General features: G+C 67.9%; 25 protein-coding genes. 5 read left to right on the top strand and 20 right to left on the bottom strand.

Annotated elements, in window-relative coordinates:
- Nucleotides 1-253: 253 nt before the first annotated feature.
- Nucleotides 254-1738, bottom strand: a complete 1485-nt coding sequence (locus U5A56_RS25090) for an amidase (RefSeq protein ID WP_321925077.1) — start codon at nucleotides 1736-1738, stop codon at nucleotides 254-256.
- 382 nt (nucleotides 1739-2120) lie between these two features.
- Here U5A56_RS25090 and U5A56_RS25095 point away from each other — a divergent pair, with 382 nt between their 5' ends.
- The 4 genes from U5A56_RS25095 (at nucleotide 2121) to U5A56_RS25110 (ending at nucleotide 6380) form a co-directional block, all read left to right on the top strand.
- On the top strand, nucleotides 2121-2555 hold the full coding sequence (locus tag U5A56_RS25095) for a universal stress protein (RefSeq protein WP_044843188.1): 435 nt from the start codon (nucleotides 2121-2123) through the stop codon (nucleotides 2553-2555).
- Nucleotides 2556-3038: 483 nt separating this feature from the next.
- Complete coding sequence (locus U5A56_RS25100; RefSeq protein ID WP_321925079.1) at nucleotides 3039-3287, top strand: adhesin; 249 nt, start codon at nucleotides 3039-3041, stop codon at nucleotides 3285-3287.
- A gap of 466 nt (nucleotides 3288-3753) precedes the next feature.
- Nucleotides 3754-5040 carry an Nramp family divalent metal transporter gene (locus U5A56_RS25105; protein WP_321811618.1) on the top strand — a complete coding sequence of 429 codons (1287 nt, stop codon included), beginning with the start codon at nucleotides 3754-3756 and terminating at the stop codon, nucleotides 5038-5040.
- Between the two features lie 104 nt (nucleotides 5041-5144).
- Nucleotides 5145-6380: a DUF2252 family protein gene (locus tag U5A56_RS25110; RefSeq protein WP_321925082.1), complete on the top strand. Its 1236-nt coding sequence runs from the start codon at nucleotides 5145-5147 to the stop codon at nucleotides 6378-6380.
- 67 nt (nucleotides 6381-6447) lie between these two features.
- On the opposite strand, the gene U5A56_RS25115 is transcribed toward U5A56_RS25110, so the two are convergent.
- The 16 genes from U5A56_RS25115 to U5A56_RS25190 form a co-directional block, all read right to left on the bottom strand.
- Complete coding sequence (locus U5A56_RS25115; protein ID WP_321925084.1) at nucleotides 6448-6849, bottom strand: PPC domain-containing DNA-binding protein; 402 nt, start codon at nucleotides 6847-6849, stop codon at nucleotides 6448-6450.
- A 161-nt stretch (nucleotides 6850-7010) separates the two neighbouring features.
- Nucleotides 7011-7562 (bottom strand): GNAT family N-acetyltransferase, encoded by a 552-nt coding sequence (locus tag U5A56_RS25120; protein ID WP_321925086.1) that lies wholly within the window; start codon nucleotides 7560-7562, stop codon nucleotides 7011-7013.
- Nucleotides 7563-7726: 164 nt separating this feature from the next.
- Complete coding sequence (locus U5A56_RS25125) at nucleotides 7727-9127, bottom strand: MFS transporter (RefSeq protein ID WP_044843182.1); 1401 nt, start codon at nucleotides 9125-9127, stop codon at nucleotides 7727-7729.
- A gap of 38 nt (nucleotides 9128-9165) precedes the next feature.
- Complete coding sequence (locus U5A56_RS25130) at nucleotides 9166-10410, bottom strand: NAD(P)/FAD-dependent oxidoreductase (RefSeq protein WP_321925088.1); 1245 nt, start codon at nucleotides 10408-10410, stop codon at nucleotides 9166-9168.
- The gene (locus tag U5A56_RS25135) at nucleotides 10407-11369 is read right to left on the bottom strand and encodes a VOC family protein (RefSeq protein ID WP_124520782.1); all 963 of its coding nucleotides are present in this window, start codon (nucleotides 11367-11369) and stop codon (nucleotides 10407-10409) included. The genes U5A56_RS25130 and U5A56_RS25135 overlap by 4 nt, the downstream gene beginning before the upstream one ends.
- A gap of 18 nt (nucleotides 11370-11387) precedes the next feature.
- Entirely contained in the window at nucleotides 11388-12878 is a 1491-nt protein-coding gene (locus U5A56_RS25140; protein ID WP_124488176.1) for an aldehyde dehydrogenase, read from the bottom strand.
- 111 nt (nucleotides 12879-12989) lie between these two features.
- Nucleotides 12990-13817: an aspartate dehydrogenase gene (locus tag U5A56_RS25145; protein ID WP_044843178.1), complete on the bottom strand. Its 828-nt coding sequence runs from the start codon at nucleotides 13815-13817 to the stop codon at nucleotides 12990-12992.
- On the bottom strand, nucleotides 13810-15480 hold the full coding sequence (locus U5A56_RS25150; RefSeq protein ID WP_321925090.1) for a thiamine pyrophosphate-binding protein: 1671 nt from the start codon (nucleotides 15478-15480) through the stop codon (nucleotides 13810-13812). Before U5A56_RS25150 ends, U5A56_RS25145 begins: the two co-directional genes overlap by 8 nt.
- Nucleotides 15473-16270, bottom strand: coding sequence for an SDR family oxidoreductase (locus tag U5A56_RS25155; protein WP_124488178.1), 798 nt, complete (start codon nucleotides 16268-16270; stop codon nucleotides 15473-15475). The genes U5A56_RS25150 and U5A56_RS25155 overlap by 8 nt, the downstream gene beginning before the upstream one ends.
- Complete coding sequence (locus tag U5A56_RS25160) at nucleotides 16267-17124, bottom strand: IclR family transcriptional regulator (RefSeq protein WP_321811609.1); 858 nt, start codon at nucleotides 17122-17124, stop codon at nucleotides 16267-16269. The genes U5A56_RS25155 and U5A56_RS25160 overlap by 4 nt, the downstream gene beginning before the upstream one ends.
- A gap of 100 nt (nucleotides 17125-17224) precedes the next feature.
- Nucleotides 17225-18136, bottom strand: a complete 912-nt coding sequence (locus U5A56_RS25165) for an alpha/beta fold hydrolase (protein WP_321811608.1) — start codon at nucleotides 18134-18136, stop codon at nucleotides 17225-17227.
- 18 nt (nucleotides 18137-18154) lie between these two features.
- Nucleotides 18155-18682, bottom strand: a complete 528-nt coding sequence (locus tag U5A56_RS25170) for a cupin domain-containing protein (protein ID WP_321925093.1) — start codon at nucleotides 18680-18682, stop codon at nucleotides 18155-18157.
- 33 nt (nucleotides 18683-18715) lie between these two features.
- Nucleotides 18716-19486, bottom strand: a complete 771-nt coding sequence (locus U5A56_RS25175; protein ID WP_124520791.1) for an SDR family oxidoreductase — start codon at nucleotides 19484-19486, stop codon at nucleotides 18716-18718.
- On the bottom strand, nucleotides 19479-20549 hold the full coding sequence (locus tag U5A56_RS25180) for an aromatic ring-hydroxylating dioxygenase subunit alpha (RefSeq protein ID WP_321811607.1): 1071 nt from the start codon (nucleotides 20547-20549) through the stop codon (nucleotides 19479-19481). Before U5A56_RS25180 ends, U5A56_RS25175 begins: the two co-directional genes overlap by 8 nt.
- 60 nt (nucleotides 20550-20609) lie before the next feature.
- The gene (locus U5A56_RS25185) at nucleotides 20610-20921 is read right to left on the bottom strand and encodes a recombinase-like helix-turn-helix domain-containing protein (RefSeq protein WP_044843171.1); all 312 of its coding nucleotides are present in this window, start codon (nucleotides 20919-20921) and stop codon (nucleotides 20610-20612) included.
- A 3-nt stretch (nucleotides 20922-20924) separates the two neighbouring features.
- Nucleotides 20925-21242 (bottom strand): non-heme iron oxygenase ferredoxin subunit, encoded by a 318-nt coding sequence (locus U5A56_RS25190; RefSeq protein WP_006758060.1) that lies wholly within the window; start codon nucleotides 21240-21242, stop codon nucleotides 20925-20927.
- 450 nt (nucleotides 21243-21692) lie between these two features.
- Between U5A56_RS25190 and U5A56_RS25195 the strand changes: the two genes are divergently transcribed.
- Nucleotides 21693-22772 (top strand): porin, encoded by a 1080-nt coding sequence (locus U5A56_RS25195; RefSeq protein WP_321925096.1) that lies wholly within the window; start codon nucleotides 21693-21695, stop codon nucleotides 22770-22772.
- Nucleotides 22773-22894: 122 nt separating this feature from the next.
- Here the strand turns inward: U5A56_RS25195 and U5A56_RS25200 are convergent, their stop codons facing one another.
- The 3 genes from U5A56_RS25200 to U5A56_RS25210 form a co-directional block, all read right to left on the bottom strand.
- Nucleotides 22895-23839 carry an IclR family transcriptional regulator gene (locus tag U5A56_RS25200; protein ID WP_321925098.1) on the bottom strand — a complete coding sequence of 315 codons (945 nt, stop codon included), beginning with the start codon at nucleotides 23837-23839 and terminating at the stop codon, nucleotides 22895-22897.
- Between the two features lie 382 nt (nucleotides 23840-24221).
- Nucleotides 24222-24428: a hypothetical protein gene (locus U5A56_RS25205; RefSeq protein WP_044843168.1), complete on the bottom strand. Its 207-nt coding sequence runs from the start codon at nucleotides 24426-24428 to the stop codon at nucleotides 24222-24224.
- A 354-nt stretch (nucleotides 24429-24782) separates the two neighbouring features.
- Complete coding sequence (locus U5A56_RS25210) at nucleotides 24783-25388, bottom strand: alpha-ketoglutarate-dependent dioxygenase AlkB family protein (RefSeq protein ID WP_044843167.1); 606 nt, start codon at nucleotides 25386-25388, stop codon at nucleotides 24783-24785.
- Between the last annotated feature and the right edge of the window lie 4 nt (nucleotides 25389-25392).

Here is a 25392-nt window from a genome sequence, read left to right on the forward strand (position 1 = left end):
CATCCGAATTTGCCGCGCGATATCGGGCTGGCGCCGCGATTCGTTCCTGCACCGCGGCAATCCCGGCGACGCCCGGTATGCGCCGGCGCTGCGCCGGTGTCGGCCGGCGCTGTTGTGCGACAGCGTGATGCCCGGCGCACCAATGGCAGGATTAGCCAGCGCGTTTCGAGGTGTGGAAACGAACCGGGCGGCACGCGGCCGCCCGGTTCGTCACTTGCGTTCGGCGTGTGTCACCGGCCCGCCGGCCGTCGCATTACGCAGCCATCCAGCCCGGCAGCCGCCGGCCGACCCAGTCGGCCGCCTGCTCGTAGCCGCGCGCGAGCTGCAGCACGGCGAGATCCGCGCGCGGCCGGCCGATCAGCTGCATCCCCATCGGCAACCCCGCATCGTTGAAGCCCACCGGCACGCTGATCACCGGGCAGCCGGCCAGCGTCCACGGCACGACCGTTTCCATCCAGCGGTGGTAGGTATCCATCGCGCGGCCCGCGATTTCCTTCGGCCAGCGCTGCTCGACGTCGAACGGAAACACCTGCGCGGTCGGCGCGGCGATGAAGTCGTAGCGATCGAAGAAGCCCAGCACGGCCTGGTGCCACGCGGTGCGCTCGACGCTCGCGTCGAATACCTCGGCCCCCTGCATCGCGAGCAGCCCTTCGACCTCGTAGATCGCCTCGGGCTTCAGCAGCGCACGCCGTGCCGGGTCGCGATAGTGCGCGAGCAGCCCGCCGCCGGACAGCAGGTGCCGATGCGCGAGCCACAGCCGCCAGATGCGCTCCGGTGCGAACGCCGGCAGCGCGGCATCGACGTCGCAGCCGATCTCGCGCAGCGTCGCGAGGCCCTGTTCGCACTGCGCGAGCACGCCCGGCTCGGTCGCGAGATAGCCGTTCCAGTCGCCGACCCACGCGATGCGCTTGCCGCGCAGGTCCGTATCGAGCGGCTTCGCGAACACGGCCGGATCTTCCGCGAGCGACAGCGGATCGTTCGGGTCGTAGCCGGCCTGGATCGCGAGCAGCCGCGCGACGTCGCCGACCGTGCGGCCCATCGGCCCTTCGATGCCGAGCTGCTGCATGAACACGTCGACGCCCGGCCAGCGCGGTACGCGGCCCTGCGACGGACGGAACCCGTAGATGTTGCAGAACGCGGCCGGATTGCGCAGCGAGCCGCCGAAGTCGCTGCCGTCCGCGACCGGCAGCATGCGCGCGGCCAGCGCCGCCGCCGTGCCGCCGCTGCTGCCGCCCGCGCTCTTCGTCAGGTCGTACGGATTGCGCGTCGCGCCGTGGATTTCGTTGAACGTATGCGAGCCGAGGCCGAACTCCGGCGTGTTGGTCTTGCCGATGAAGATCGCGCCCGCCGCGCGCATCCGGCCGACGCCGACCGAATCGGCCTGCGGCACGTGATCGCGGAAGATCGGCGAGCCGTAGGTCGTGCGCAGCCCTTTCGTCATCGCGAGATCCTTCGGCGCCTGCGGCATTCCGTGCAGCCAGCCGTGGTACTCGCCGCGGGCGAGTGCCGCGTCCTTTTCCGCCGCTTCGGCGAGCAGCGTGGCGCGATCGCGCAGCGAAATCAACGCGTTCACCGCGCCGTTCACGCGCTCGATGTGATCGAGATACGCACGCATCGTCTCGACGCACGAGACCGCCTTGCCGCGGATCGCCGACGCGAGTTCGCCGGCCGACAGGCGCACGATCGGGTCGACGGTGATGGAAGCGGGTGCGAGAAGCTGCGGGGCGCCATGCGGCATGCGAGGTCTCCTGGAATCGGAATGGAATGGCGGGCCGCAGCGTGGCGGCGGTCCGTCCCGAACGGCCTGGACCGCCCGGGAGAAGGCCGCGCCGCGGCCGATGCACTACTCTACGCGACGCCGGATCGCCGACCTCCGATATTTTCCGCCGCGATTCATTGAGGATCCGACTAAATCGGCGTGGTGCGCCACTCGACGGCCCGCCTGGGGCCGCCGCCCGGCCGGTCGGTGAAAACGTTTATGCGCATAAACTTAAATTTCTTATATTTCTAATAGGCGCGGCGGACGTTGACGACATTTTTACGCGGCCGCCCGATCTCTTTAGGTCGGGCGATCCGGCGCCGCGCTACGCTGCAAACATCTCAATTCCGGAGCATCTTCCATGCTCAAGCTGCTGGTTCCGGTCGGTCATTCGCCGCGTTCGCTGCAGGCGGTCCGCCATGCGACCTTCCTGTATCGCGAACGCTGCGCGTCGGAAATCGTGCTGATCAACGTCCAGCCGCCGCTCGAAGCGACGCGGCTCGAGGCATTTCACTCGCTGTCGCGACTGCGTTCGATCGAGGACCAGTTCGCGTGCGACGATCTGGCGACGGCCGAACGGGTGCTGCGGGAAGCCGGCGTCCGATACAGCGTCGTGAAGAAGGTCGGGCCGGTGGCCGACACGATCGCGGCCGTTGCGGCCGAGACGGGCTGCGACGAAATCGTCGTGGTCGCGCCGCGGCACGATCCGTTTCATCAGATGCTGTCGATGTTCGGTCGCAGCATGATGGGCCGCCTCGTGCGGATTTCGAACGTGCCGGTGACGGCGGTCAGATAAGCGGCACGCGATGCGGCGCTCGCCGCTTACTTGATGACCTTGCGCCAGAACACGAGATAGGTCGCGGCTGACGATGCAACCAGCAGAATCGCCCACATCGGCGCGAGACTGATCAGGACGGACGATACGTTAAGCATTTGGATTCCTCACTAATTCGATAGCGATGTTCAATTCGTACTCGCTGCATTCGGAGCCGCGGCGCCCATCGCCTGCCGCGCATCGCGTTCCGTTGAAACATGCATTCATGCTATCGCTCTGATCGCCGGCACGACCGTCTCGACCTGCCCGCCGTCTGACATTCGTCAAACTCGCGTCAGTCGCGCGGCGATGCGGGGGGCCAACGTGCCTTTTCGTCGTCCGCACGGTAAAAACGGGACACGATCAGCCGGGCTCGCCGTCATTTCTGCAGACGTTTACCGGGGGAAGCCCCAAGTGCTTCGAGAAACGTCTCCGCGTTACGCTTGAGCGACGAGGAGACGAACCATGAGACGAGTCGTACACATCGCTTTTTTCGCGCTGCTGGTCTATCTGATCGGCGATCGCGCACTGCTGCACGCGCAAGGCCGCGACGCCAGCCCGACCGCCTGCTCGCAGGGCGCCGAGCAGGTGAAATACGCCGCGCTCGGCAAGGGCTTCGGCAGCGCGGCGGCCGACAGCCAAAGCGAAGCGTTCATGTCGAGCTGCCTCGTGTCCGGGCGCGGTAATCGGGGCGTCGCGGTGGCGGCCCGTTGAGGCCGACCGGGCGCCGCGCCGGTTGCGTGCGTGTCGCGGCGCCTGGGCGCCAACTGTGATCCGCGGCGCCTTCCGAGATTCTTTCGCTTGCCATCGGCGGCATTGGCTCGCCGGTAGCGGCAGTACGAATACGCCAACCATCCGACAATCGCCGCGACCGATGAGCGTTCGCCGCGACACGTCAAGCACGTCGCAGCGATAGCGACTTGCGCGAATCGCTCGGCACCGTCCGTCGCTTCTCCAACTGGGTTCGGGTTCCCCCCGTCACGAGCACGCGAGCACGTCGTGCGCTCCCTGCCGTACCGCCGCTCCCCGCCCGTCGGCCGAGCCGGTTTTCCATCGCGTCAAATTGCGTTCGGTTGCACCGCGTCTGGCGGTCGCATCCCATAACCCGCCCGCGCCGCCGCGCGTTCCGTCGGGCATGCCAATTGCGACTCGATTGCCCCCTTCCCCACGAGTCGCGATCATGAACGACAACGAGTCCCTCGATTCCGCGGAGCAGCGTCCGCGTGCCGCAACGTGGCTCCGCCGCCTCGGGCCGGGCCTCGTCACCGGTGCCGCGGACGACGATCCGTCCGGCATCGGCACGTACTCGCAGGCGGGTGCGCAGTTCGGCTTCGAATTGCTGTGGACGCTCTTGCTGACGTATCCGCTGATGACGGCGATCCAGCTGGTCAGCGCGCGCATCGGCCGCGTGACGGGCAAGGGCCTCGCGTCGAACATACGCACGCACTATCCCCCGTGGCTGCTCTACGTCACCGTCGTGCTGCTGATCGTCGCGAACGTGATCAACATCGCGGCCGACCTGTCGGCGATGGGCGCGGCGGTCAAGCTGCTGCTGAACGGCCCGCAAGAACTCTACGTCGTGTGCCTCGGCGGCGCATCGGCCCTGCTGCAGATCCTCGTGCCGTACGACCGCTACGCGCGCCTGCTCAAATGGACCGCGCTGGTCCTGCTCGCCTACGTCGCCGTGGCGCTCATCGTACCCGTCCCGTGGGGCGAGGTCGGCCGTGCGCTCGTGTTGCCGCGCGTCCAGCTGTCCGCCGCCTACCTGACCACGGTCATCGCCGTGCTCGGCACCACGATCAGCCCGTACCTGTTCTTCTGGCAGGCATCGCAGGAAGTCGAGGAGCTGCGCGCGGTGCCGAACCAGCAGTCGTTGCGGCACGCGCCTCACCAGGCCCCCGCGCAGCTGCGCCGGATCAACTTCGATACGTGGGTCGGGATGGGCGTATCAAACGTCATCGCGTTCTTCATCACGCTGACGGCCGCGGCCACGCTGAACCTGCACCACATCGACGTGAAGACGTCGGCGGATGCCGCGCGGGCGCTCGAGCCGATCGGCGGGCACTTCGCGTACGTGCTGTTCGCGCTCGGAATCATCGGCACCGGCCTGCTGGCGCTGCCGGTCCTCGCGGGGTCGGCCGCCTATGCGGCCGCGGGCACTTTCCGCTGGCGCAGCAGCCTCGCGCTGCAATTCGGCGTCGCGCGCGAGTTCTATGCGGTCATCGCACTGGCGATCATCGGCGGCGTCGCGATCACGTTCATGCATTTCGACCCGATCCGCGCGCTCTACTGGAGTGCGGTCATCAACGGCGTGACCGCCGTGCCGATCATGGTCGTGATGATGCTGATGGCCCACAGCACGCGCATCATGGGCAAGTTCGCGATCACCGGCCTGCTGGCCTGGGGCGGCTGGCTCGCGACGTTCGCGATGGCGGTCGCGGCGTTGGGCGTGTTCGTGCCGGGTTGAGCAGGTGGAGCCGCGCCGGCCGGCGCGGCGCCGGATACACCGACGTCACGCGAGCCGGCACACGCACCGGCGACGCATGCCGCGGAACAGAAGGAGAACGCATCGTGGCGAAGAAAGCATCGGGATCGGCACGGCTGCCGTCCAGCGACCAGCGCGCGCAGATTCTCGCGCGCCTGCGCAGCGGCAAGATGGCGCGCTCGATACACACGTATACGCGCGGCAGCGCCGAGCGCTTCTACGCATGGCTCGCGGACCATCGCTCCGGCACCCTGCCCGACGGCCCCGCGGTATGGATCGGCGGCGACTGCCATCTCGGCAATCTGGGGCCCGTCGCGGCGAAGACGGGCGAGGTTGCCGTGCAGATCCGCGATCTCGACCAGAGCGTGATCGGCAATCCCGTACACGACCTGCTGCGTCTCGGCTTCTCGCTCGCGACCGCGGCGCGCAGCTCCGATCTGCCCGGCATCATCACGTGGCGGATGGTCGAAGCGCTCATCGCCGGATACGAGCAGGCGTTCGACAGCCGGCACCGCGCCGAGACCAGTCACCTGCAACGCCCAGCCGCGATCAAGATCGCGATGAAGGCGGCGTTGCACCGATCGTGGCGCAAGCTCGACCGGCAGACGATCCAGAACGTCACGCCGCGCATTCCGCTCGGCAAACGCTTCTGGCCGTTGTCCGAGCGCGAGCGGAGCGCCATCCACGCGCTGTTCGAATCCACCCCGGATTCGCCGATCGGCGCGGCGCTCAGCCGCGCGCCACACCGCGACGCGAGGATGAAGGTGCTCGACGCCGCCTTCTGGGTAAAGGGATGCAGCTCGCTCGGACGGCGCCGCTTCGCGGTCATGCTCGATATCGACGACGCGTGTTCCGACGGCCATCCGCCGTATCTGATCGACATCAAGGAGGCCGCGGCGGCGAAGGCCCCGAAGGATCCCGGCGTGCGCATGCCGCGCGATCCCGCGCAACGGGTGCTCGAAGGCGCGCGGCACGTATCGCCGATGCTGGGCAGCCGGATGTGCGCGGCACGCCTCGACGGATGCCCCGTCGTCATACGCGAATTGATGCCGCAGGATCTGAAACTGGACGCGGAACGGATGTCGGAGGCCGATGCGGTCAAAGTCGCGCGCTATCTGGCGCTGGTGATCGGCAACGCGCATGCCGCGCAGATGGACCACGCGACGCAACGCGCGTGGTGCAGCGAGTTGCGGCGCCAGCACCCGAAGACGGCCGACGCGCCGTCATGGCTGTGGCGAAGCATCATCGAACTGATGGCCGCGCACGAAGAGGCGTATCTCGAACATTGCCGGCGCCATGTGGTCGGCAAGACGGCCCGTTGAATCGTCGCCGCCGGTCGTGCGTCGTTGCGATGGACGCACGATCGTGAACGGCCCGGCCCGCGCGATCTCAGTCTTTCGCCGGACGGACCACCAGCTCGTTGAACCCGGTGAGCGCATCGTGCTCGCGGGAAAAACGATGCGCGGGCAACGATACGAGCAGGATCTCGGCGGTCGTGCGCACCACGCAGCCGCTCGCGACGTGGCCGCCCGAGACGCGGCCGTGCGCGTCGGACACCGCCATGTGCAGGTGCGCGCCGTCCGGCGAGACCGAACCGGCCAGCGTCAGGATCTCGAGATCGCCGCGCAGCTCGGTCGGCGCAGAGACGCCGGCATAGCGCAGCTGCGCGACGTTCAGGCTGCCGATGCCCTGGATCACGAATGCTGCATGCGCGTCGAGTCGACGCAACGCCTGCTCGATCGACGCGCGCAGATCGTCGCCGGGGGAAAGACGCAGAGGATGGGCTTGCATGGGCGGTAACCTGCTGATGGAGTCGGGGGTAGGCAAAGCGTACGTTCGACACGGCAATCCGGCAAGCCGCCAGCCGGATCGAACGCCGCTCCTGCGTCGCGACTACGGGAACGATGCCGATGCGCAATTCGTTCGCACCGGACACGCCGCGTCACCCCGCATCACCCGCGACGATCGCGCGCGAGCAACCCGTACAGCGCGCTGTCCGACACCTCGTCGCCGACGATCCAGCGTTCGCGCAGCACGCCTTCCCTGACGAACCCGAGCCGTTCGAGCAGCGCGGCCGATGCGACGTTGCGCGGATCGATGTCGGCCTCGATGCGGTTCAGGCGCAGCGTGCCGAACGCGTGGTCGATGACCGCCGACGCGGCCTCGCGCATATAGCCGCCGCGCCAGTAGCGGCGCCGCAGGCTGAAGCCGATTTCCGCACGCCGGCATTGCTCGTGCGCATGGAACAGCACGCATTCGCCGAGCACGTCGCCCGTGTCCCGGGCTTCGAGCACGCAGACGAGATCCTGGCCGCTGGCGGTCGTCGCGAGGTTGCGCGCGACGCGCTCGGCGGCCTGCCGCCAATCCGTGAGCGGCGCGAACGACGCATAGCGCATCGCATGCGCATCGGACCAGAGGTCGAAGAACGCATGAGCGTCCGTGTCGCGAAGCGGACGCAGGACGAGTCGGGACGTATGCAGCGTGACGGGTTCGAACAAGGGCATCGCGGCGGCCGGGAAAAAAACGCAAGCATGAATTAGAACACGCTATCCGGAGGCCGGCCATCGCGTGCGTTCGCGCTGTCCGGCACGCGCGATCCGCTGCCCGAAACGAAAAAGCCCGGACACATCGTCCGGGCCTTCCACATCGCCTTTGCCGCGCGCCGCGCTTATGCCTCGAGCGCTTCGAGCACCTTCCCCTTCGTCTCGATCCCGACGAAATGAACGGTCACGGCGGCGATCAGCGGCACGATGCCGATCAGGTAGAACGCCGGCGCGAGATTGCCGCCGATGATCGCGTGCGGCACGATCATCGGCGCCGCGAACGACGCGATCTTCAGCCACGCGCTGCCGAGCCCGCAGCCCGACGCGCGGATGCTCGTCGGATACTGTTCCGGCGTATAGACGTACGCGGTGATGAAGCCCGATGCCATCAGCCCCAGCGACAGCGAGCAAAAGGTCGCGACGACGTACACCGACGACGCGTGGTAGATGCCCGCGAACGCCAGCGACAGCGCGCACAGCACGAACGACCACACGATCACCGGCTTGCGGCCGAGCTTGTCGACCAGCAGCGCGGACGCGAGCGAACCGAGCACGCCCATCACCGAGCCGATCACCGCGAGATTCAGCGCGAGCTGCAGCGGCGCGTGATAGAAGTTCTTGTAGATCGTCGGCAGCCACGTGGACAGCCCGTACTGGATGAACCCGCAGGTCGCCCACAGCGTCGCCACCGCGAGCGTGCGCTTGCGATACGCGGCGCTGAACAGGTCGCTCATCCGGCGCTTCGGGTGCTGGCGCACCATCTCGTCGTACGCGGCCACCTGCGTGACCGGCGGCAGTTCGCCGCGCACCGACGCTTCGAACACGCCGACCGCGCGCCCGGCTTCCGGGAGCCGCCCGCGCGACGCGAGCCAGCGCGGCGATTCCGGCACCAGACGCGTGAGCACCAGCGCGAGGATCAGCGGCAGCCCGCCGACGAAGTACATGATCTCCCAGCCGAACCGCGGCACGAGCCACGCGCCGAGCGCCATCGATACCAGCAGGCCGATCGGGAACACGATTTCGTACAGCAGCACGAAGCGGCCGCGGCCGTGCGCGCGCGTGATTTCGTTGATGTACGTCGCCGCGACCGGCAGCTCGCCACCAAGGCCGAGCCCCTGCAGGATCCGCAGCAGCACGAACACCTCGAACGTCGGCGCGAAGCCGCACGCGATGCTGGTGATGCCGATCACCGCGGAACTCCACGCGATCGCCTTCACGCGGCCATGCTTCTCCGCGAGCGCGGGAAACAGGAATGCGCCGATCAGCTGGCCGATCGCGCCGGACGCGATCAGCATGCCGATCTGCGTCGGCGACAGGCCCCACTTGTGAATCAGCAGCGGCAGCGTCGCCGCGATCGTGATCACGTCGAAGCCGTCGAAGAACGTCGCGGTGCCGATCAGCACGCGCGCGCGGATCTGCATCGCGTTGGCCGGAAGCCGCTCGAGCCGCGCGATGATCGCGCCGGGCGTGGAGGCGGCAGCTTCCATCGTGGCCCTGCCGGCCACGACGTTGTCGAAAGTGCTCATGCGGGGTGTCTCCTGGGTCTTTGTACCGGTTTCGCCGGTCAGGCAAGCGCTTGGGTCGTGTCCGCCAGGGCTTCCGTGTTCACTGCCCGGCCCTGGTTCATCCACTTGCGTGCGAGCTTGAGCTCGCGTGCGTTGTTGATGGCGATGACACCTCTCACATGCCCATCGCCCACGAAAAACAGCGTCGCGCGTCGCGCGGCGAGATCGCCGCGCACGACGAGCTGCGCATCGGCCGGCAGATCGCCGAGGATCTGCAGGTTCACGTCGTATTGATCGGACCAGAACCACGGAATCTCGGCGTAAGGCGCGCGCACGCCGAGCACGGCCTTCGCGGCCGCGATCGCCTGGTTCTGCGCGTTCGCCCACGATTCGAGCCGCACGCGCCGCTTCAGCCAGCCGTTGTGATGGTTCGCGACGTCGCCGCACGCGAAGATCGCCGGATCGCTGGTCGCGCCGAATTCGTCGACCACGATGCCGTCGTCGACTGCGAGGCCCGCGTCGCTCGCGAGTGTCGCGTTCAGCGCGAGGCCGATGCCGGCCACCGCGAAATCGGCGTCGATCGTCGTGCCGTCCGCAAGCGTCGCGCGCACCTTCGATGCGTCGTCCGGCTGCGCGTCGAGCGATGCGAGCGCCGCGCCGAGGCGCACGTCGACACCGTTCGCGCGATGCAGGTCGAGCAGGAAGTCCGACACGACCTGCGGCACCGATCGGCCGCACAGCCGCGGCGCGCCTTCGACGACCACCGCTTCGACGCCGAGCTTGCGCGCGGTCGCCGCAACCTCCAGGCCGATCCAGCCGCCGCCGATCACGAGTACACGCCGGCTCGCGCGCAGTTTCTCGCCGAGTGCGGCCGCTTCGTCGAGCGTACGCAGGTAATGCAGGTTCGGGGTCCTGACGATCGAGTCAGGCAAGCGACGCGACGTGCCGCCGGTCGCGATCACGAGGCGGTCGTATTCGACTTCGAGGCCGCTTTCGATTTTCACCGCGCGGCGCGCACGGTCGATCGACACCGCGCGTTCCGGCTGCCATGCCTCGACGTTCAGCGCGGCGAATTCGTCCGGGCGCACGACACGCACGGTCTCGATGTCGGCGTCGCCGGCCAGCACGGCCTTCGACAGCGGCGGACGCTCGTACGGCAGGTGCGGCTCGTCGGCGATCATCACGAGACGGCCCGCGAAGCCTTCCGCGCGCAGCGTCTTCAGCACCCAGCCGGCGGCCTGGCCGCCGCCGATCACGACGACCGTGCGAGGCGCGGCCGGTTCCTGCGAGTTCGTTGCGCTCATGATTTGCGCTCCGTCATGAACTTGCCTTCCGGCGCCTTCGCATTCTTCTGCCGGCGAGTGTTGCCGTCGAGGCCGCCGTCGACGGCCCATTCGGCGAACACGGTCGGGCCCGGTTCGAATTCGCGCGGCTGCCATTCGGGCGTCAGCACGTCTTCGTCCGCGTAGTACTCGATCAGCGCGCCGGCCGGGTTCTGGAAGTACCAGAAATACGCGGACGACACCGGATGACGCCCCGGGCCGAGCTGCGTTTCCCAGCCGCAGCGGTCGATGTGCATGCCGCCGCCGAACACTTCGTGGATGTCGCGCACGGTGAACGCGACGTGGTTCAGGCCGCGCTTGCCATTGGGCAACGCGAGCAGGAACAGGTCGTGGTGGCCGCCGTGCGGCGCGCAGCGCATGAACGCGCCGCGGCCCGGATAGCGGTCCGACGTCTCGAAGCCGAGCAGCTCGTGATAGAACTTCTCCTGCGCGTCGAGGCAGTTCGTGAAGAACACGACGTGGCCGACCTCGACCGGCTCGGCGCGCGCATAGATCGGGCTCGGCTGGTCGACCCGCGCCGTCCGGCCCCACACGTTCGACGGCGAGCCGGTGATGTCGAGCGCGCGCTTGCGCGTCACCTCGATGCGGATCGCCATCCCGTTCGGATCGATGCAGCCGACCGCATCGTCCTGCGCGTAATAGCCGGGCTGGCCGGCCAGCTTCGTGCGCAGTGCGTCGACTTCCTGCTGCGTCGCGACGCCCCACGTGACTTCGCGCAGCGTCGGGCCCGCTTCGAACGCGGGCGGCAGCGACGGATCGTCGGCCTTCACGACCAGCACGGTGCAGCCGTTCAGCGTTTCGAAACGTGCGCGCGTGTCGTCGTGCGCGACTTCCTTCAGGCCCCAGTCGGCGAAAAAGCGCCGGCACGTCGCGAGGTCGTCGACACCGTACGTGATCTGCTCGATACCCAAGATGCTCATTGCGTCATTCCCCTTCGCTCAGTTCGCCCACGGCAGCGGCGCGTCGTTCAAGCCCCAGTAGAGGCTCTTCTGCTGCATGTACTCGCGGATGCCGAGACGGCCCTTCTCGCGGCCCATCCCGCTCTCCTTCCAGCCCGAGAACGGCGTGGAGATCGAAAACAGCTTGTACGTGTTGATCCAGACGGTGCCCGTCTCCAGCGCCCGCGCGATGCGCCATGCGCGCTTGTAGTCGCGCGTCCAGATGCCGGCGGCGAGGCCGAACACGCTGTCGTTCGCCTGCGCGATCAGCGACGCTTCGTCGTCGAACGGCATCGCGACCAGCACCGGCCCGAAGATTTCCTCCTGGCAGATGCGCGCGCTGTTCGGCAAGCCTTCGAGAATCGTCGGCTGGTAGAAGAAGCCGTCCTCGCGCCCGTCGCCCGACGGCCGTTCGCCGCCGCACAGCAGGCGGCCGCCTTCCTCCAGCCCGAGCGCGACGTAGCGTTCCACCGACTCGCGATGCTTCGCGGTGATCAGCGGGCCCATCTGCGTGTCGGGCCGCGTGGGGTCGCCCACGCGCAGCTTGCGTGCGCCCGCGACCAGGCGCTTCATGAACTCGTCGTATACCGAGCGCTGCACGAACAGCCGCGAACCCGCGATGCACGCTTCGCCCGACGAGCTGAAGATGCCGTACAGCACGCCGTTCACCGCGTGATCGAGATCCGCGTCGTCGCATACGATCGTCGGCGACTTGCCGCCGAGTTCGAGCGACACGGGCATCAGCTTTTCCGCCGCGATGCGCGCGATGCCGCGGCCCACTTCGGTGCCGCCGGTAAACGACACCTTCTTCACGAGCGGATGGCGCACCAGCACGTCGCCGATCACCGAGCCCTTGCCCGGCAGCACGCTCAGCACGCCCTTCGGCACGCCGGCTTCCTCGCAGATGCGGGCCAGCGCGAGCGACACGAGCGGCGTCACCTCGGCCGGCTTGAGCACCACCGCGTTGCCGCCGGCGAGCGCCGGCGCGAGCTTCTGCGCGTCGGACGCGATCGGCGAATTCCACGGCGTGATCGCGGCGATCACGCCGATCGGCTCGTGCACGCTCATCGTCAGGTAGTCGCCGCGCGACGGCGTCAGTTCTTCGTCGAGCGTTTCCAGGCACGCCGCGAAATAGCGGAACGTGTTGGCCGCACTCGCCACCAGCACGCGCGTCTCGCCGATCGGCTTGCCGTTGTCGCGGCGTTGCAGGTTCGCGAGCGCCTCGTGACGCTGCATGATCAGGTCGGCGATCCGGTACAGCACCAGCGCGCGCTGGTGCGGCTTGAGGCCGGCCCAGTCGGCGCGCCGCCACGCTGCGTCGGCGGCCACGACGGCGTCGGCCGCGTCTTCCGCGTTCGCCGTCGAGACTTCCATGTTCAGCGACTGGTCGGCCGGATAGATGCTCGCGTAAGGCGCGCCGCGGCCGCGCCGCCACTCGCCGCCGATCAGGATGTCGCCGTTGGGTACGAGGCTCGTATCGAATGGAGTCATGTCACAAGTCCCACAAATCTGTCTCTGCGCAGCCGCCCGCGCCGTGGCGCCGGCGGCCGTTCAATGGCCCGAATGGCCGCGTCGGCCTGGTTGTCCGGGTTGTCTGCCTGCTCAGATCACGCAGCGGGCCGCGCGGTTGCGCAGCGCGCGGATCGCGCTGTACGCGGTCAACGCGGACGTCTTCGGGTTGTCGGGCAACGGCTTGCCGCTCATTTCGAGCGACATCTCGCCGAACGCGCCGCGCGCGGTGATGCGGTGCACGTTGCGTTCGACCGCCGGGTCGGCGATCAGGCGCACGTGCGTCGCGTCGAGGCCGAGGCCCGCGAGCGCGACCGTCGCCGCGACGTTCGCGTTCTTCGGATACAGGCGCGCGGCGTCGCGCGCACTGCCTTCGAAGATCACCTTTTCCCCGGTCATCGCACGCAAGTCGCACAGCTCCTCGGCGGGCGTGCCGAGCCAGCCGAGCGGCGGCTTGCGGCCGACGTACAGCACTTCGTCGAGGCCGCCCTGCTTCGCGGACGCCAGCGCGTCGATCCCGCCGATCGCGCCGGACAGCAGCGTCACCGTCGTGCCGCCCTCGTCGGCCGCCTGCGACAGCACGTCGAGCAGCGCGAGGTCGGACAACGCGCCGATCGATGCGACCGCGCAGTCGGTGCCGGCCTTCAGCAACGGCACGACGTGATCGACGAGCGCGCTGTGACCCGCGCATTCGAGCGCGAACTCGGGGCGGCGAGCCAGCGCGTCGACCGACGACACGACCTCCACCGCACCGCCGAGCTCACGCTGCACCGCGTCGCGCTGATGCTCGGGCACGATCACGTGCGCGACGCGCAACGACGCATCGTGCTCGACCGCGTGATACACGGCGGCACCGATCGCGCCGAAGCCGATCATCGCGACGTCGACGGGCGCATGCCCGTGTCGCTGGCCGTTATGCATACTGGCGCTCCGACGGCGTCTCTTCCTTCTTCACCGGCGGGCCCGCGAACTGCGATGCGAACGAGCCGACCGACAGCATGTCGACTTCGACCATCACCGGCCCTTCCTTCGCGATCCCTTCGAGCACGATCGCTTCCGCCTGGTCGAGCGACGTGATCCGGTAGTGCGTGAGGCCGAAGCTCGCGCAGAACTGCGCGAAATCCGGCTGGTGCAGCTGCACGAAGCAGCGGCGGCCGCCGTAGTGCGCGTCCTGGATGTTGCGGATCACGCCGTAGCACTGGTCGTTCATCAGCACGATCATCACGTTCGCGTTTTCCTGCACGGCCGTCACGAGCTCGCCGACGTTGACCATCAGGCCGCCGTCGCCGACCAGGCAGACCGTCTTCGCCGCCGAGCCGGCCAGCGCCGCGCCGATGCCCATCTGGATGCCCTGGCCGATGCCGCCGCCGAGCGCATGCACGCCCGCGCGCGGTTCGAAGATCTTCAGCAGGCGGTTGCCCCACGTGCTGTTCGAGATCGTCACGTCGCGCACCCAGTTGTAGTCGCGGCCCACTGCGCCCTGCAGCGTATCGACCAGCTTCTTGTACGGCCCGAGGCCTTCCGCCACGCTCGCGACGGCCGCTTCGCGCGCCGCCGCGAGATCGCCCGCGAACTGCGGATCGACCGACAGGCGGCCTTCGAGGCGATCGGCCAGCTCGGCCAGCACGCGTTTCGAATCGCCGTGCACGAACAGCTCGTTGCGATAGCCGCGGTTGTCGGCGAGCGCATCGGCGTCGACGCGGAACAGCGGCTGCGGCAGCGCGAGCTTGTACTTCAGCGTCTCGTTGCCGCGCAGGCGCGAGCCGACCACGACGAGCGCGTCGCAGGTCTTGTAGAACGCTTCGACCGCCGAATGCACGTTGAACGCGCCGAGCGTCGCCGGGTGATCCTCGGGCAGCACGCCGCGGCCCTGCACGCTCGTCACGACGCCGAAGCCGAGCTTCACCAGGCGTTCGACTTCCGCACGCGCATGACGCGCGCCGCCGCCGAGCCACAGCAGCGGACGGCGCTTGGCCGCCAGCGCGTCGGCGAGCTTCGCGACGCGTGCATCGTCGTGCTCGCGCACCGCGACGTGCGCCGGCGCGAGATCTTCCGGCCATTCGATTTCCGCGGCCTGGATGTCGATCGGGATCTCGACCGACACGGGGCCCGTCGGCGCCGTCTGCGCGATGCGCACGGCTTCGCGGATCGTCGGCAGCACGGTCTCGACCGTGCGCACGCGGAACGCGGCCTTCGAGATCGCATCGAGCATCGTGAGCTGGTCCGGCGCTTCGTGGATGTACGCCAGATCCTGGTCGAGGTATGGCGTCTCGATCTGCCCCGTGATGTGCAGCAGTGCCGTGCCGGCCGTCAGCGCCTCGACCATCGCGCCGGCCGCGTTGCCCGCCGCCGTGCCGGTGCTCGTGAACGCGACACCGAGACCGCCCGACACGCGGGCCAGCCCGTCGGCCATGTTCACCGCGCCCGCTTCGCCGCGCGCGCCGACATACCGGATGTTGCCGCGCGAGTTGATCGCGTCAAGGATCGGCATGTTGTGGATCGAGATGACACCGAATGCGGTTTTGACGTCGCACTGCTCGAGAAAGGCGGCAATCAGCTCGCCAACCGTGGTTTTTTTAGACATGGCGTGCAAAGCCTCCAGAAACGTCGATATGGCTGCCCGTCGTGTAGGACGACAGATGCGTTGCGAGATAAAAAAGTGCCCAGGCTGCCTCGTCGGGCTTGCCGAAGCGGTTCAGCGGAATGTTCTTCTTGCGGGCGAGCGCGCCCGTCCAGTCCTCCCAGCTTTCGCCGGCCGGCGCCTGCGCTTCGTATCGGCGGCGCCACTGCCCCGACTCCACGATGCCGATCAGGATCGAGTTCACGCGGATGCGCTGCGGCGCGAGTTCGGTCGCGAGCGACTTCACGAGGCTCAGCACGCCCGCGCGCGCCGACGACGTCGCGACCATGTGCGGCTCCGGCTGCAGCGCGAGCAGCGAATTCACGCAGGTGATCGTCGGCGCGGCCGCATCGCGCAACAGCGGCAGGAATGCGCGCGTCGGGCGGATGATGCTGAAGTACTTCAGTTCGAGCTCTTCGCGCCATGCGTCGTCGGTCGTATCGGCGAAAGTCGACACGCGGCCCTGGCCTGCGTTGTTGACGAGCATGTCGGCGCGGCCGAAGCGGTCGGACACGGCCTGCGCGAACGCGGCCACGTCGGCTTCGTCGAGCACGTTGCAGCGCACCGCGAGCAGCGGCGCGCCCGGATATTTCTCGCCGAGCATCGCCTCGGCGCGCGCGAGACGCTCGCCGTCGCGGCCGCAAATCGCGACCGATGCGCCGGCCTGCAGGAACCGTTCGGCAGTCGCGAGGCCGATGCCGGACGAACCGCCCGTCACCACCGCCACCTGCCCGGTCAGATCGATCTGAATCATCGCAGTCCTAAAGCCTTGAGAAACGTGTGCTCGTCATCCGAGCGGTAATTGAGCCGCCGCGACAATTCCGCCGCCGCGCGCTGCACCTTGTCGATCAGCCCGTCGGCGATCAGCGCCGCGTCGATCTCCGGCCGCGGCACCGTCACCGTGATGCACGCGACGATCCTCTGCGTGTCGTTGCGCACCGGCGCCGTGACCACCGAAATGCCGCGCTCGAACGACGAATTGCTGACGCCGTAGCCGCGCAGCGCATCTTCCCGGATCACTTCGTACAGCGCATCGACCGTTTCCGGCGTCGCGCTCGTCATCCGGTTCAGCGCTCCTTCCGGATACAGCGCACGCAACTCCTTCAGCGACAGGTCGCCCATCAGCACGTGGCCGTGGGTCGTCGCATGCGCGGGCAGCCGCGTGCCGACGTTCACGCGAATCGAGCTGAACACCGGCGACTGGCTCTGCGCCTTCGCGACGAACACCACGTCGCGGCCGTCACGGATCACGATGTGCGTCGTGAAGCCGGTCGCATCGCGCAGGCTCTCGATCACCGGCAGGCCGAGATCGGTCAGCTCGAGCGAGCTCAGGTATTCGAAGCCGAGCCGCAGCACGGCGATGCCGAGCTTGTAGTTGCGATCCTTGTCCGCGCGCTCGAGAAAGCCGAGCGATTCGAGCGTCTGCAGCAGACGGAACACCGTCGTGCGCGGAATGCCGAGGCGCTTGGACAGTTCCGGCGCGCCGAGCACCGGCTCGCGCGGCGAGAATTCGGCGAGGATCCGCAAACCGCGTTCGAGGCCCGGCACCACGTAGTTGGCCTCGGACTTCGCGGTGTCCGCATCCTGTTGTTGCAACGGTTCGCTCATGATGCCTCCGGTCGGGCCGCCCCAGGGGCACGTTGAAATGCATGTCGGGATTGGGCGGGCTGCGCCCCCCCAAGCGAACGAATGTGAGCGTGGGGGTAGTTCATTCCAGCCCCCGTTGACGGTCGCATTGACGGCAGAACGCGTCGATCAGCGACGAGTAGACCGCCGGCGCTTCCACGTAGCCCGCATGACCGGCCTGCGGAATCACCTGCAGCCCGACGTGCGCGGCAGCGGCGATCCGCTCGCAGGCAGCCGGCGGCGTGATCGCGTCGTTCGCGCCGACCGCCACCGCCGTGCGGCCGCGAAAGCCGGCGAGATCGGACGCGAGATCGGCGTTCGCGAGCAGATGCGTGGCCTGCGCATAACCGGCCGGCACGATGCGCGCCATGTTCCAGCGTACCCATGCACGCGCATCCTCGCTCGCGAAACCCGACAGCATGTTGCCGCTGCGCTGTTCGGCGAGCCCGGCCGGGCCGAGTTCGTCGAGCATCGCGAGGCGTGCATCGCGGCGCGTGTCGCGCGTTTCCGCGGGCGCGCTGCCGTAACCGCCCGCGGGCGAGATCAGCAGCAGGCCGGCGATCCGCGCGGGCATCACGCGGGCCAACCCGCCCGCGACGATCGCGCCGAGCGAATGCCCGACCAGCACGCAGCGTTCGATGCCGAGTGCCTCGAGCCACGCGTTCAGCGACGCCGCGTAATCGGCGGCCGCCGGCGACGCGCCGTGCACGGGCGTCGACACGCCGTAGCCGGGCGCATCCCACGCGAGCACGCGGCGCGACGCGCCGAGCGAGTCGAGCTGGCACACCCACGATGCGGCGCCCGAGCCGATCCCGTGCAGCAGCACGACGGGCAGCGCGCGGCCCGCATGCTGCGCGCCGGCCTCGCCTGCGCCAGCCTCACGGTAGCCGATCGTGCCCGCCGCGCCGGCCGCGCAGCGCTGTTCGGGAAACTGCCCGAGCAGCGCGGCGAACGCCGCGGTGCGGTCGCGTTCACGTTTGTCGATGACACGCATTGCTTGCTCCGCCCCGTCTCAGCGCTTGATCTTCGCGAGCGGCGAATCCGGCGGATACGTCGGCGTGATGGGCTTCGGCGAACCGAGCATCACGCACATCAGCGCGTCTTCCTCGCCGATGTTGATTTCCGTGCGGTACACGCCCGGCGGCACCGAGATCAGGTCGCGCTCGCCGAGGATCGCTTCCCAGGTCTCGCCGTCGCGCTCGCAGATCACCTTCATCTTGCCGCGCAGCACGAAGAAGATTTCTTCCACGTCGATATGGATGTGGCTCGGGCCGATGTTGCCGGCCGGAATGACCATGGTCGAGAACGTGAAGCCGCCGGCCGGCACCGTGTTGACGTCCTTCGCGACGCCCGTGCCGCCCGTGCCGACGTAGCGCATCTGCGCGCGGCGGTACTTCGGGTCGTAGTCGGCCTGGAACTTCAGCGCGTCCCAGTCGTAGCGCCGCGTCGCGTAGCGCGCGACGCGCCCTTCCATCCAGTCGTTGAAGCTTGCGCCTTCCGGCTGGTCCCACGACTTGCGTTCGAGATCGGCGTCCGCCATCGTCCTCTCCTTCATCAGAGTGAAAACTTCAATTCAATTCATTACGAAGCCGCCGTTTACCGGCAGCAATTGACCCGTCACGAAGCGCGCGCCGTCCGACAGCAGGAACAGCACGGGGCCCGTCACGTCCTCGGGCACCTGCGCGCGCGTCAGCGCGCGGCCCTGCATGTAGAACGCGTGGCGTTCCGCCGGCACGTAGGCCGTCGCCTCGACTTCGGTGAGCCCCGGCGCGATCGCGTTGACCGTCACGCCGTGGGCGCCGAACTCGCGCGCCTGCGCATGCGTCATCGCGATCACCGCGCCCTTGCTGGCGACGTACGCGAGCAGCTTCGGCGCGCCCCACAGCGCGGTGTCCGATGCGAGGTTCACGATCGCGCCGCGGCCCGATTGCGCGAGGTACGGCAGCGCCGCATTGCTGACGAGCCAGACGCCGCGCACGTTCACGTTCATCACGGCATCCCAGGTCGACACGTCGAGCTCCGTCGACAGCTTGCCGCCCGAGTTCGTGATCGCCGCGTTGTTGATCAGTGCGTCGATGCCGCCGAGCGCCGCCGCGCCCTGCGCGACGAAAGCCGTGACGCTCGCCGGATCGGCCAGGTCGAGCGTGAAGAAATGCGCGGTGTGGCCGGCTTGCGTGAGCTGCGCGGCCAGCGCGCGGCCCTCTTCGGCGAGCACGTCGCCGAATGCGACCTGCGCGCCCGCTTCGACGAGCGCCTTCACGAACGCGGCGCCGAGACCGCGCGCGCCGCCCGTGACGAGCACGCGGCGCCCCGGCAGCGACACGACCGGTGCGAACTCAGCCATTCGCGGGCTCCGCCGCGGCCTGCGCCGCGCGATGCGCGTCGAGCGCGGAAAGATGCTCCTGCGCACGCGTGCGCAGCATCCGGCGCACGCGCGTCATGCCGACGTCGTGCTGGTACAGGTATTCGTGATCGCGCGCGTTCGGCGCGAGGCTCTCGAGGACGTAGCGGTCCTGCTCGAGCACGTCCCAGTGCAGGCCTTCGAGGCGGTTGCGGTACATGAAGCGCCACACGTCGCGCTGCCAGCCGCTGACCTTGCGCGTACGCCAGAAGTAGACCTGGCAGTTGTCGCCGTCGACCGGCGTCGCGAAGCCGATGATCCCGAAGTTGCCGCCCGGGCCGAACTTCTGCTTGTACGGAATCGCGAGGCGCATCCACAGGCAGCCGGTTTCGCCGAGCTCGACCCAGTCGAAGTTCACGTCGCGCTGGCCGATCTTCTCGAACATCAGGCCCGTTTCCGTCTTCCGCACGCGCATGTCGGCCTGCTTGTCGCCTTCGGCCATCGAGTGCGACGTCGCGTGCAGGTACGCGCCGTGCATCGGGTCCATCACGTTGTCGATCGCGTACTGGTAATTGCACTTCCAGTTCGACACGCACAGGAAGTGCGCGTATTCGTCGGCGACCAGTTCTTCCGGCAGGTTCAGCGGCGCCGGCTCGCCGTGCGCTTCGTCGCCGAACCACAGGAAGATCGCGCCGGCCTTCTCTTCGACCGGATACGACTTCACGCACTTCGTGCCTTCGAGCGGACAGTTCGATACGGCCGGCACGCGGTTGACCGTGCCGCCGCCGTCGACTTCGATGCCGTGATACCAGCACGCGATGCTGCCGCCGAGGTTCCAGCCGAGCGACAGGCGCGCGCCGCGGTGCGGGCAACGGTCTTCGAGCGCATGGACTTTGCCTTCGTGATCGCGCCACAGCACGATCTGCTCGGACAGGCGCGTGAGGCCGACGGGCGCATTCGACACCTGCCAGCTGGGCGCAACGGGATACCAGTAGTTCTTGATGCCGCGGTCGAGGTAGTCGCGGACCGGGTCGTGTTGTGTTTCGTGTTGTGCGGGGGACGTCATCAGTGTGCTCCGGATGCGGTTGTCGGGTCGGCGCTCAGGCGTGCGGCGCGGTCGGTGCGCTCATTCCGCCAGCGAGGCCATTTCGGCGCGGAAGCGCTCGGGCGTCCACGCCGTGCCGTCCGGCGCGCGGAAGCCGATGCGGTTCAGGCCCGCGACGACCTCGTCCAGCTCGGTCGCGCCGCTCTCGAACACGCGTTCGAGCGCATCGCCCAGATCGTTCTCGTACTGCGTCGGCTCGGCCTTGCGGTTTTGCCAGATGCGGTTCTCGACCTGGCCCGGGATCTCGATCTGCCCCTTGCCGGCGACGTTGTTCGGCTGCGGCGCCACCCACGGCTTCAGGAACGGATTGAAGTTGACGGTCGCTTCTTTCATCGGTTACTCCACCTTGATCTGGATTTCCTCGCCGGCCAGGCGCACCGCGTACTGCTTCAGCGCGCGCCCGCCCGGGCCCTTCAGGCATTCGCCCGTCTTGATGTCGAACACGGCCTCGTGCAGCGGACATTCGACCGTGCCTTCGTCGACGAACCCCTGCGTCAGCAGCGCGTAGGCATGCGGGCACACGTTCTCGAGCGCATACACCTCGTCGCCGACGCGGTAGATCCCGATTTCGACGCCGTCGGTCCGCTTGAACTCGATCGGCGTGTCTTCCGACAGCGCGCCGGCGTGCCCGGCACAAACCCATTGTTCAGACATCTCACACCCTTCCTTCTGATCGACTCTCGGTTCGCCCCGGGTTTGTTCCATACCCGGAACAGCAGTTTATGGATGGTGATTATAGGAGCGACTTCCCACGAGTAAAACAAAAAGCTGCACGTCCTAGGGAAAACACCGACCGCCGGGTCGACGATCGCCGCCACTCATCTTCAAAAAGGTGATTTTTTGTTTAGTGTCGGGGATTTAAGTCCTTTTTTCAGGACGCTCGGTCCCGTGTTGTGGATCGTCACCACCCGCATCCGGCCCGATAAATTTATTTTTGATCCGGCGCACGACACCTCTATACTTCATTCCATCAGAGGCACATTGTTCCTTATATGGAACATTAAAAATGCCCGCCCGGTGGTGAAGAACGCGCGACGGCCGGCCGTCCCCCGCGCCCGCCGCCACGGCACGTTTCTCATCAGGTTTGGAGAGTCAGGAGATCAAATGGTCAAGCAAGCGGTAGCAGCAGCAATCATCGGAATGGGCGCGATGTCGGGCGCCTGGGCACAAAGCAGCGTGGTGCTGTACGGCAGCCTGGATGCCGGCGTCGCCTATGTGAACAACGTCGGCGGCCACGCGAAGTGGGCGATGATCCAGGGCAACTCGCAACCCGACCGGTGGGGCCTGAAAGGCAAGGAAGACCTCGGCAGCGGCCTGTCGGCGATCTTCCAGCTCGAAAACGGCTTCTATACGAACAACGGCCAGTTCGCGACCGCGAACACGATCTGGAACCGCGCGGCCTTCGTCGGCCTCAGCTCCGACCGCTACGGCACGCTGACGCTCGGCCGCCAGACGCCGCTGACGTTCGACTATCTCGATCCGCTCAGCACCGCGTATCTCGCGCTGAGCTGGTATGCGTTCCATCCCGGCAACATCGACGGGCTCGCCGCGACCGGCAACGTGCCGTACAACAACGCGGTCAAGTACCGTTCGCCGAGCTTCGCCGGCTTCTCGGCCGCGGCGGCGATGGCGCTCGGCAACACGACGAACTTCTCGACCGGCAAGTCGGTCGGGGTCGCGCTGAACTACGCGAACGGGCCGTTCAAGGCGTCGGCCGTCTACTCGAACGAGCACGACCGCGCGATCCTGATCAGCCAGACGGGTATCACGTCGTTCCAGGGGCAGAACACCGCGACCGGCTACATCGCGAACAAGGTCGAGAACATCGGCGCGGGCGCGTCCTACCAGATCGGCGACTTCCTCGTGCACGGCCTCTACACGCGCGTGAAGATGCAGTCGAACGGGTTTTCCGACACGTTCCAGAGCTACGACGCGGGCGTGAACTACCGCAGCAGCGCGTTCAACACGATCGCGGGCGGCGCGGCGACCACGACGCTGGCCGGCCGCCGCTGGACGCAGGTCGAGCTCGGCGACATCTATGCGCTGTCGAAGCGCACGCAGCTGTATGCGAACGTGCTGTACGAGCACGGTTCGGGCGGCGCGAAGGCCGCGTTCTTCACGGCCGGCGCGTCGAGCACCGCGAACCAGGTGATCGTGCTGACCGGCATCCATCACTCGTTCTGAGAGCGGCGGCGGGCGGATGCGCCCGACGGCGGAAACGAAAAGAGCAGCCCGCGGGCTGCTCTTTTTTTGGCTACTTGCGACAGGCTACTGACGAAGCCGCGCGACGCGGCTCATGCCGCGAATCAGAACATCGCGACCCGATGGCGCGCGTGCGCGAACGTCGGGTCGCTTTCGAGCGGCCGGTAGTTCAGCCGCTGCGACAGGTCGACCGCCGCGCCGCATACCGCTTCGACGAGCCGCTCCTTCTCGCCGGCCTCGCCGATTTCCGAGCGCGGCACCGTCGCGGTGATCGCCGCGACGATCGCGCCCGAATGGTCGCGCACGGGTGCGGTCACGGCCGAGATGCCGCTCTCGAACGCGGCTTCGCTGACCGCGTAGCCGAGCCGCGCGTAATGACGCACGCGCTCGTACAACTCGTCCACCGTGCCCGGCGTGCGCTCGGTGTACTGTTCGAGGCGCTTCTCCGGATACAGCTGGCGCAGCGCGTCGCGCGTGAGGTCGCCCATCAGCACATGACCATGCACGGTCGCGTGCGCGGGCAGCCGCGTGCCGACGTGTACCTTCACCGAGCCGAACATCGACGTGTTGCTCTGCGCCTTCGCGACGAACACGACATCGCGCTGGTCGCGGATCAGCAGGTGCGTCGACAGGCCGGTCGCATCGCGCAATCGTTCTAGCACGGGCGTGCCGAGATCGGTCAGTTCCAGCGAATTCAGGTATTCGAAGCCGAGCCGCAGCACGCCGACGCCGAGCCGGAAATAACGGTCGCCGTTCACGCGCTCGAGAAAGCCGAGCGCTTCGAGCGTCTGCAGCAGGCGGAAGGTGGTCGTGCGCGGAATGCCGATGCGCTTCGACAGTTCGGGCGCGCCGAGCACCGGCTCGCGCGCGGAGAATTCGGCGAGGATCCGCAGCCCGCGCTCGAGGCCCGGCACCAGATACGACGACGCGCCGCCCGACGATTCGTCGTCGCCCGCGCCCTGCTTCGACGCGTCGTGGTCGACGTCGTCGCCGGCTGTCGCGCGCGGCGCGCTTGCCGGCTTCGCCGGCGGTTTCGATGCGCCGCTCATCGTTGGATTGATCCTGTGCACATGGACGGAATGGAAGCGTTCACGAATGACCCGCAATGCTTGATTATGGAATTTCGACCGGACCGGATCAACACGATCCGGCGCAGGCGGCCGATGGCCCGGCGCGCCCGAATCGGGTCGCCGGACTGTCATATAGCCCGATGCGATCGAAAGGATAACAGCGATAGACAGGACTGCCCACCGGAACGTCGCCGTGGGCAAGGCGGGCCGCCGGCCCTGCTCATCCGCGATCGGGATGCCTCACGTGCGGTACCGGCCGGCACGATCACGGCCGATGTGCGACTAGAAAACGAAAGGGGGAAGAAACGCGAGGGAACAAACGACCGCACCGATCCGCGAGCGGGATCGGCGCGACGCGACGTCAGGCCGTCACGGCAGCGTCGTACTCGGCACGGGCGAGCTGGCCGGCGGCGTATGCGTCGGCTTCACCGCGAAAGCCGTCCGTGCTGAATGCGACGACTTTCACACCGACACCCGACGCCCGCTTCACCGTCAGCGCCCATTGCCATCCGCCGTCTTGTTCGAAGACGTGCAGCGAGGGTTCGAGGGATGAGTCCAGTACGGTCACGGGTTATGCTCCTGCACTGCGCATCACGTCGGCGACGCGTCAGGCATGTCGAAAAAATGCGCCGGCGTCCGGCGCGTTTCAGCCATTCGACAGTCTAGTCAATGAATGTTGCGACGCACCATCAGGGCTTACACCTGCCTATCAGAACCGGGCGGTCAATCAAAACCACCTGAAACCCTTATGGGACGGGCCTCGCAGGCCGGTTCAAGCCGCCCCGGACACCTGAGTGCGGCAACGTGCCGCATCGACGGCGGCTTGCTTCGCCCGGATGAAAAACGGGGTGCGACCGGCACGCGTGCGCCGGACCATCACCTAAGTCGGCCCGTGGCGTCCGCCGGTCGGCATCTCCCGCCGCTACCGGCCGCTTCCCGCCGACACCACCCGCCGGAACGTCAGGTTGACGCGCTCGCCCTGCACGGCCGGCGCCTTCGGCACGCGGTGCTGCCATTCGGCCTGAGTGCGGCCGCGCATCACGAGCAGGCTGCCGTGTGTCAGCCGGTACGCGTGCACGACGCCGGTCGCACGATGACGCAGGTCGAACACGCGCATTGCGCCGAGGCTCACCGATGCGATAACCGGCGCGTCGCCGAGCTCCGGCTCGTTGTCGGCATGCCAGCCGAGACTGTCCTGCCCGTTGCGATACCGATTGAGCAGCACACTGTTGAATCGCGCGCCGCAGGTCGCCTCGACCGCGCGCTTCAGGTCGAGCACGGCCGGCGTCCACGGCGCGGGCACGTTGCGGATCCCCGAATACACGTAGACGGCGTCGGGCTCGCCCTGCCACGCGGTGAGCCGCGGCAGCGGAATGCGGCCACGCGGCGTGCGGATCGTGTCCTGCCGCCACGCGACCTCGTCGATCAGCGCGGCCAGCACGCGATCGGCGTCGGCCGGCGCGAGCCAGTCTGGGTACCAGTCCACGTCGGGCACAGGCGAATCGGCGAAAAGATCGGGCGTCGACATGTCG

It is taken from the genome of Burkholderia sp. BCC1998, assembly GCF_905339875.1.
In the GTDB taxonomy this organism is placed as follows: Bacteria; Pseudomonadota; Gammaproteobacteria; order Burkholderiales; family Burkholderiaceae; genus Burkholderia.